Source organism: Treponema sp. R8-4-B8 (assembly GCF_054786175.1).
This window is the reverse complement of record NZ_BDHE01000244.1, coordinates 1-616: the sequence shown is the minus strand read 5'-3', so window position 1 is coordinate 616 and position 616 is coordinate 1. Positions and strand designations below refer to the sequence as shown.

The window sequence follows — 616 nt, the reverse complement described above, 5'->3', positions numbered from 1 at the left end:
CCCGTGATAACCTTACTGTAGCTCATAGAAAATGTAATCAAGCTAAAAAAAATCAAAGTCCCTTTGAAGCATTTGGTAATAGCCCAAAAGGTTTTGACTGGAATCGTATCATGGAACTTGCTGCAAAATTACCTTTTAATAAACGGCGAAAATTTTATCCCGACGCTATGGTTAGGTTTCATGAAAATGAGGGAGGTTTTATTGACAGACAATTAACTGATACCGCTTACCTGTCAACAGCAAGTAAAGATTATTTATCTGCAATTTGTGATAGTAACGCAATTTGGGTTAGCCCAGGCAGACTGACTGCAATGCTTCGTGGATTATGGGGTTTTAATACTCTGCTAAACAGGGGGCATGATACATGGTTTAAAAACAGAAGCGATCATCGCCACCATGCTTTAGACGCTCTGGTTATCGGGTTATGTAACCGTCATCTAATAGCCGAAGCTGCAAGAATCAACAGCAGCAGAGGTTATAGTGAAATAGATGCTCCGCCATGTCCGGTAAAAAGAAGTGATATTGAAGAACAGTTAAAATCAATAGTTGTTTCATATAAACAGGATCACGGAAAAGAAGGAAAACTCTATGCTGAAACCGCACTGGCAAAACATTC

The 616-nt window shown here is 39.3% G+C and carries 1 protein-coding gene; it reads left to right on the top strand.

The window, feature by feature from the left end; translation table 11 throughout:
* The coding region (gene cas9, locus ACYVRA_RS08165; RefSeq protein ID WP_461252233.1) for a type II CRISPR RNA-guided endonuclease Cas9 at positions 1-616 on the top strand (616 nt) is incomplete at both ends.